This is a genomic window from Kingella sp. (in: b-proteobacteria) (assembly GCF_030527935.1).
Lineage (GTDB): Bacteria > Pseudomonadota > Gammaproteobacteria > Burkholderiales > Neisseriaceae > Kingella_B.
Genome location: NZ_JAUMZV010000028.1, coordinates 21,057 through 28,770 on the forward strand (window position 1 = coordinate 21,057; position 7,714 = coordinate 28,770).

The following is a 7,714-nucleotide window of genomic DNA, read 5'->3' on the forward strand; positions in this document are numbered from 1 at the left end:
TTGGATATTTGCTATGTGGCAACAAGCCATTGCTGTTCCATTTTGTTTTTCAGGCTGCCTAATTGGGGTGGATAAGGCAGCCTGAAAATGGGCGTAGGGCTTTTCAGCCTGCCTAAATATCCAACTCGGCTTGGTCGCCTTCGCGTTCCATCCATGCGCGGCGGCTGGCGGCTTCGCCTTTGCCCATCAGTTTGATGAAGATGTTTTCGGTGTCGCTGCGTTCTAAATCGGGGATGCTCACTTGCAGCAGGCGACGGGTGTCGGGGTGCAGGGTGGTGTCTTTGAGCTGGTCGGGGTTCATTTCGCCCAAGCCTTTGAAGCGGCTGATGGCGTAGGCGGTGGGCTTGATGTGTTCTTTGTGCAGCCGCTCCAAAATGCTGTCTAGCTCGGCTTGGTCTAGGGCGTAGAGTTTGCTGGCGGGTTTGTTTTTGCCTTGGGCGTTGATGTCTACGCGAAACAGCGGCGGCTGGGCAACGTAGATGTGTCCGTGTTCTATGAGCTTGGGGAAGTGTTTGTAGAACAGGGTGAGCAGCAGCACTTGGATGTGCGAGCCGTCCACGTCTGCATCAGATAGGATGGCGATTTTGCCGTAGCGCAGGGTACTTAAATCGGGCTGGTCGTTTGCGCCGTGGGGGTCTATGCCGATGGCGACGGAGATGTCGTGGATTTCGGCGTTGCCAAACAGTTGGTCGCGGTGGATTTCAAAGCTGTTGAGCACTTTGCCGCGCAGGGGCAGGATGGCTTGGGTGTTTTTGTCGCGGGCGAGCTTGGCTGAACCGCCTGCGCTGTCGCCTTCCACTAAAAACAGCTCGTTTTCGCGGATGTCTTCGCTTTCGCAGTCGGTGAGTTTGCCTGGTAACACAGCAACGCCGCTGCCTTTTTTCTTTTCTATTTTTTTGGTGCTGCGCAGACGGGCTTGGGCTTGTTTGATGGCGAGTTCGGCGATTTTTTTGCCGTGTTCTATGTTTTGGTTGAGCCAGAGTTCCAAGGGGTCGCTGCATACGCTGGATACGAGTTTGAGCGCGTCGCGGTTGGTGAGTTTGTCTTTGGTTTGCCCTTGGAATTGGGGGTCTAGGATGCGGGCGGACAGCACGAAAGCGGCGCGGCTGAATACGTCGTCGCTGTTAAGTTTGACCCCGCGCGGCAGTAGGTTGTGGTGGTTGATAAAGTTGTTTACGGCGTTGAACATGGCTTGTTTGAGCCCTGCTTCGTGCGTGCCGCCGAGCGGGGTGGGGATGAGATTGACGTAGCTTTCGTTGGCGCAGTTGCCGTCTTCTAGCCATGTGAGCGCGAATGCTGCACCTTCGCCTGCGTGGAAGTCTTCGCTGCTGTGGGCAAGGTAGTTTTCGCTTGCGAAGATGGGCACGGCTTCTTGGGCGTTGGCGAGCAGGTCGTCTAAATAGCTGGGCAAGCCTTGCGGGTAGTGCCATGTTTGGACGATGGGGTTTTCAGGCTGCCCTTTGTTGGGGCGGGTTAGGCTGACTTCTACGCCTTTGAGCAGCACGGCTTTGGCGCGCAGCAGGCGTTCTAGCTCGGCTAGGTTGTAGCTGGGGTTTTCAAAATAGCGGGCATCGGGGTACACGCGCACTTCGGTGCCTGTGTCTTTGGCGGCGCAGGTGCCGATTGGGTGTAGGGGTTCTACTACATCGCCGCCTGCAAAGGCGATGTGTTGGATTTTGCCTTCGCGCTTGACGGTTACGTCTAGGCGTTGGGATAGGGCGTTGGTTACGGATACGCCTACGCCGTGCAAGCCGCCTGAAAAGGCGTATGCGCCGCCGCTTTCGGTTTTGTTGAATTTGCCGCCTGCGTGCAGTTGGGTGAACACGAGTTCTACCACGGGCAGATGCTCGGTGGGGTGATTGCCTGTGGGGATGCCGCGCCCGTTGTCGCGCACAGTGATGGATTGGTCGGCGTGGATTTCTACGCTGATGCGGGTGGCGTAGCCGCCTAGGGCTTCATCGGCGGCGTTATCAATGACTTCTTGGATGATGTGGGTGGGGCTGTCGGTGCGGGTGTACATCCCAGGGCGTTCTTTGACGGGTTCTAGCCCTTTTAGGACTTTGATGCTGGATTCGGTGTAGTGGGGTTGTGGGGACATGGTGGTTTTTGGGGTGTATCAATAAAGAGGGGTATTTTACTAAAAATTGTTTCAGGCTGCTTTTTGGGGTGCAGCCTGAAAATGGTGGTGGCAATTTAGGGTGGGCAACGAGTTGCCTGACCTACGGGTTAAACCATGTGCACGGCTTGCCAGCAAGCCGTAGGGAGCGCGAGTTGGCGTTTCACGCTGCTCAAGCATTCGCGCTCGCGTTTAGGCAGCCTGAAAAGGGGGTGGTGCTTTGTGGTTGGCTTGGGGGTGTAAAGTGGTAGGGTGCGTTGTTGGACAAGCGCACGCTTTTTTCCGAAAAAAGGATGCTCCGTTCGGCTGGACGTAGGGGAATGGGTGGCAGTAGTAAACGGTTGTGATGGGTTAGGCAGCCTGAAATTCAATCTATCCAGTAAAAAAAATCGTTTGGCTCAATCCAAACGGTTTTGTTTTTCAGGCTGTCTTGGGATTGGATGATTGTTGGATTGATGATGTTGAATTGTTTTTCAGGCTGCCTTTGGTTACACGCAAACACTCAAAGGCAGCCTGAAAGGGTTTTGAAAGGGTTTTATGTAATGGCTGGGCGATGGTTTTGCGTTTGGCTTTGCGTTAGGGCGATTTCTATTTCGCCAAACTGATTTTCTTGGCGCACCAGCACCAAACCTTCTTTGACCAGCTCCAACAGGGCGATGAAGTTGACGACAACGTGGGCGGCTCCCAGCTCGGGCTGGAAGAGTTGGGAAAAGGCGCAGTTTGCTTGGGCGTTGAGCTGGCGCAGGATGGCACTCATGCGTTCGCGCACGGAGATGGCTTCGTGTTCTACTTGGTGGCTTTGGTTGTGTTTGACGCGGGAAAGGATGCGCAGCCATGCTTGGGTCAGGTCGGCAAGTTGCACTTCGGGCAGGCGTTGTTCGGCGGCGATTTCCAGCGGCAGGTACGCCCAGCCGAAGTCGCGTCCTGCGCGGGGGAGCGCGTCTAGCCCTTGGGCGGCGAGTTTCATTTGTTCGTAGGCGAGCAGGCGTTGGACGAGTTCGGCGCGGGGGTCGGCTTCGGGTTCGTCGTTTTCAGGCTGCGTTTGCGGCAGCAGCAGGCGGGATTTGATTTCTATGAGCACGGCGGCCATCAGCAGGTATTCGGCGGCAAGGTCAAATTGGTGGGTTTCCATTTGGTTGATGTAGCCAAGGTATTGCTCGGTGATGTGCAGCATGGGGATGTCTAGCACGTCTAGGTTTTGTTTGCGGATAAGGTATAGCAATAGGTCTAGCGGGCCTTCAAAGCTGGTGAGCACGACTTGCAGGGCTTGGGGGGGGATGAATAGGTCTTTGGGTAGGTCGGTTACGGGTTGTCCGAATAGGTAGGCGATGGTCATGGGTGGGGGGGCGGTATGGTTGCCAGTGGTGGGGGTAAGCAATGGTGGGCAACGAGTTGCCCACCCTACGAGAGTTAGGATGAGAGTGGTTGTTTAACCTGCCACCCCCATCCTAACCTTCCCCCGCCAGCGGGAGAAGGAATAGATTGGTTTTCAACCTTGCGCGTTGCGCTGCGGTATAACCATTTATACCCAAATCAAAGACTTGGACAAATGGATAAGGCTGCCTTTGGTTGATGGCGAGCGGGTGGCGACGAGCCGTCACCGCTCCATTGGGTGCTGTTTCATTTTCAGGCTGCCTTTGGGTTAATCAAGGTCTAGCGCGGCAAGGCAATCAGCTAGGTGGGCGAATAGGTTTTCGGTTAGGTGGCGGAAGGTGGGGCTGTTGATGGGGGGTTCTTCGTCTCGTCCGTAGATGAGTTTGGTTTCGGGGTAGTCGGCTTGGGGGAAGCCGTTGTAGCCTTGGTGGTACACGCTGTGGGCTTTGTTTTGGGCGGCATCCCAGTTTTGGGTTTTGGTGTGGTAGGCGATGGCGGCGGCTAGGGTTACGCGGGGGAAGAAGGGGATGGGGTGGTGTTGTCCTTGTTGGTAGGCGGCGAGCCATTGGGCTAGGGTGGCTTGGGCGGCGGGTTGGGCGATGGGGGGCAGGGTGATGCTTTGGTGTAGGGCGATGTAGTGGGTGGGCTGGGCGGTGGTTTGCGGGGAGACTGCGCTGTATATCAGGTGGCGCAGCAGGAGTTCTATGCTGTCGCTGGCTTGGAGTTTGGCTTGGGTGTTGTGGTTGGGGAGAAATTGGTGGGCGTAAAGGATTTGTCCGTGTTGGTGGTTGTGGTTTAGGGTGTAGTGCAGCGTGCCTGTGGGCAGTTTCAGGCTGCCTGTGTGGTCGCTTTGGCGGGGGCTGTGGATGAGTGCGCCGTCTAGTTGGGCGGCGGCGATGGCTTGTTCTTGGGCGATTAGGTGGTTGAATGCGCCTGTGGGCAGTTGGCTTTGGGCGGTTAGGGTGGTGGCTAGGGCGGCAAAGTCTTGGTGGTGTTGGCGGGCTTGGGTGTAGGCGGTGTCTAGTTGGCGGGGGTTGTCGATGGTGAAGGGTTCGCTGCTGGGGTGGGCGGCTTGGGTGTGTGGGGCTTGCCAGCCTAGGGCGCGTTTGAGCCATTGGCGGTTGGGGTTGCGCCAGTATTGTAGAAAGGTGGCTTGGGGAATTTCAGGCTGCTCTTGTGTTTCGGGGGCGGTGTAGTTTTGCAGGAATGGGGCAGCGGGGGGCTGGGGGTTGCTGAGTGCTTGGGCGTAGTCTTGGCGGGTGCTGATGAGTTTGGTGGTGCGGGTTTGGGTTTTCAGGCTGCCTGTGTAGTATTGGGTGGAGAAGGGTTGCAGGGGGTGATGGGTTATCCAATGTTGGTTAAGCTGGTTGGCGGGGATTTGGGTGAGCGCGGCGATGGTGTCAATAAGCTCGCCGATGAGCGTGCTGGGGGCGCGTTCTTCGTCGGTGCGGATGTCTTTGCCGATGTAGGACAGATACAGCACTTCGCGGGCGGATAGGATGGCTTCTAGGAACAGATAGCGGTCGTCGTCGCGGCGGGCGCGGTCGCCTTTTTGCGGGTGTTGGGCGATAAGGTCGTAGGGCGCGGCTTTGGTGTTGCGGGGGTAGTCGCCGTCGTTTAAGCCCAGTAGGCAGATGGCTTTAAAGGGCAGGCTGCGCATGGGCACCATGCTGCATATGGTGATGCCGCCGCGCAAGAAGCCTGCGTCGTCTTGGTTGGTTAGGTATTGGTTTAGGTGTTGGATGGCGATGGTTTGGTCTATGGCTTGGGTGTAGTGGGCGGTTTGGGCTTCGTTTTGCCAGTTGGCTAGGGCGGTTTCTAGCTGTTGGTGGGCTTGGTGGTCGGCATCGCTTTGCGGGGTAATCAGGTCGCTGATTAGGCTGTGGATGCGTTCGTTCCATTGCGGGATGCTGGCGGGGGTTTGCCATTGGTTTTGATGGTGGATAAGGGTGGACACCAATGCGGCGAAGTGGCTTAGGGTGTCTTGATGATTGGGGTTGCTGCTGTGGGGGGCGATGTTGTGCCAAATGGGGTTTTGTGGGTTTTCAGGCAGCATCAAGCCGAGCACAAGACGGTCTAGCCCCTGTTGCCATGTGTATTGGGCGTTGGGCTGGCTGCTGTGTTGGCTGCGTTGGGCGGCATCGCTGCCCCAGCGGATGTTGAGTGTGGCAATGGTGTCGTGGATAAGCGGCAGGTCGCTGCGGGTGAGCTGGTGGCTGGCGAGAATCAGGTCGTTATCCAGCAGGGCGATGAGTTTGTCGGCTTCAAAGCGGCTGTTGAGCAGGGCAAGGGTTTGCGCTAGGGCATCCAGCAGCGGTTGGCGGTGGGCGATTTGGGTGTCGGATAGGGTGTAGGGCAGGGGGTGGGGGCTGTGTTTGCCAAAGATGGCTTCTATATAGGGGGTGTAGGGTTCTATGTGGGGGGTGAGAATGGCGATGTCGTGCGGCTGCCAATCAGAGTGTTGGGCGAGCAGCACGAGCAGTTGGTCTTTTAGTATTTGCAATTCACGCAGCGGGCTGTGCGCGCTGTGGATTTGGATGCTGGGGTCGGCGTTAAGTTGGGCAAGGGCGATGTTTTGCTGATGGGCTAGGTGGATGGGTTGGATGGCGGCTGGTTCGGGCGGGGACGGTAAGGCATCAAGGCAGCCTGAAAATAGGTCGGAGTTGGTGTTTTGAGGGATGTTTTCGGTGTTGAAGCCTTCGGCTTTCAGGCTGCCTTGATAGGCAGCAAGTGCGGTTTGATATGACTGATTAAGCTGCGATAAGGCAGCCTGAAAATGGGGTTGGCTGCGCGCATAGTCTTGATGCTCGGCAAGCCAGTCGTTTGCATGAGCGGTTTCGGGCAGGGTTTGCGTTTGAATTTGATGCTGAATGCTGTGCAACAGGCTGGGCGATTGGGGGGCATCGGTGTAGGAAGCAAGGTCTAGCTGGGCTTCAACTTCGGCAAGCTCGTTAAAAAAATCGCGCCCTTGCTTGCCCAACGAAGCAAGCAGCGGATGCCCTTGTTGGCTTAAATCGGCGGTTTGAGTTTGGCGCAGAATTTGCGCAGGCTCAATGATGTTGCCCCAGTATTCTTGGCTGGGGTTGAGCGCGAAAATATGCACTTCGCGGTGCAGCGCAAGCTGGGCGAGCAGTTGCAAATACATGGGCGCAAGCGTGGCGATGCCGAACACAAAATAGCGTTTGGGCAGGCGCGGATTGGGGCTGGCGAGCGATTGCATCAGCGTGCGCCACAGTTGCACGCGATGTGGCGCGCCTTGCTTGCCATCATCCAGATATTGCCAAAGCTGGGCTTGCCAAATTTGCTGCGCCGCGCTGCGGCTGTGCGCCAGCTCGGCGACCAGTTTGCCCGCCGCCCATGTTTCTATCCAATTAGGGCGGTACACCAAATATTGGTCAAACACATCAGCAAGCTGCCCCGCAAGCTGATAGGCAGCGTAATCGCCATTGTTGAGATACGGCGCAAGAGCTTGACGCGCGGCGGCAAAATCGGGAGATTGCGCGAACTCGGCGGATTGAAACAGCGCGAGCAGCCGCCAGCGCATCACTTCGGATGAAAACGGGCTGAGCGCGGGAATATCGGGCATGGCTTCGCGCATCAACCGCCACGCTAAGCCCGCAGGCAGGCTGAAATGCAGATTGGCAGCGATGCCCGTTTCGCGGGCAAGGTATTGGCTGATATAGCGGCGCATCCCTTGGCTTTGGACAACGATTTCTTCGGCAGCAAACGGGCTTTCCAACGGCGCGACTTGTTGAATGCGCGCGAGCATTTGGGCGATGTCTTCAAGGCGGTTGGATTGGTAGAGATGGAGCATGATGGCGCAAGCGGGGATGGATGGCGATGGGGGTGGATTATAGATTAGGCAGCCTGAAAGTGGGGTAAATGGTTTTCAGGCTGCTCTTTGATAAACAAAAAACGCGATTTAGCATACTCAAACGCTAAATCGTGTTGAAAACATCCATAACAAGACATACAGCCTATTTTTTAAGAACCTGTATTCACTATTTTCATAGGCAGATTTTATGACATAAAAGCGCGGATACAAGGCAAAAAGCGCAGCAAGGTTGGACACCTTGCGAGCATTTTTAACGCAGTAGGCGCGTTTTTAGGGCATAAAAGATGTCTATGGAAATAGTGAATACAGGTTCTAAGATATGCCTCCTATTTTCACCTAAATACTCCGCCCACCCATATCCCGATTTCTCTCCATCGCCTGTCGTTGCT

6 protein-coding genes are annotated in these 7,714 nt (G+C 56.2%); all 6 read right to left on the bottom strand.

The genetic code is table 11. The features are described from left to right. Positions 1-112 precede the first annotated feature (112 nt). Positions 113-2,098 carry a DNA topoisomerase IV subunit B gene (locus Q4A85_RS09480; protein WP_303109778.1) on the bottom strand — a complete coding sequence of 662 codons (1,986 nt, stop codon included), beginning with the start codon at positions 2,096-2,098 and terminating at the stop codon, positions 113-115. 51 nt (positions 2,099-2,149) lie between these two features. Beyond that, positions 2,150-2,296, bottom strand: coding sequence for a hypothetical protein (locus Q4A85_RS09485; protein WP_303109780.1), 147 nt, complete (start codon positions 2,294-2,296; stop codon positions 2,150-2,152). A 187-nt stretch (positions 2,297-2,483) separates the two neighbouring features. Continuing rightward, the gene (locus tag Q4A85_RS09490) at positions 2,484-2,618 is read right to left on the bottom strand and encodes a hypothetical protein (protein ID WP_303109782.1); all 135 of its coding nucleotides are present in this window, start codon (positions 2,616-2,618) and stop codon (positions 2,484-2,486) included. Between the two features lie 33 nt (positions 2,619-2,651). Beyond that, complete coding sequence (locus Q4A85_RS09495; protein ID WP_303109783.1) at positions 2,652-3,452, bottom strand: ScpA family protein; 801 nt, start codon at positions 3,450-3,452, stop codon at positions 2,652-2,654. A 112-nt stretch (positions 3,453-3,564) separates the two neighbouring features. Beyond that, positions 3,565-3,717 (bottom strand): hypothetical protein, encoded by a 153-nt coding sequence (locus tag Q4A85_RS09500; protein ID WP_303109785.1) that lies wholly within the window; start codon positions 3,715-3,717, stop codon positions 3,565-3,567. Positions 3,718-3,758: 41 nt separating this feature from the next. Continuing rightward, entirely contained in the window at positions 3,759-7,304 is a 3,546-nt protein-coding gene (gene recC, locus Q4A85_RS09505; RefSeq protein ID WP_303109787.1) for an exodeoxyribonuclease V subunit gamma, read from the bottom strand. Positions 7,305-7,714: the final 410 nt, after the last annotated feature.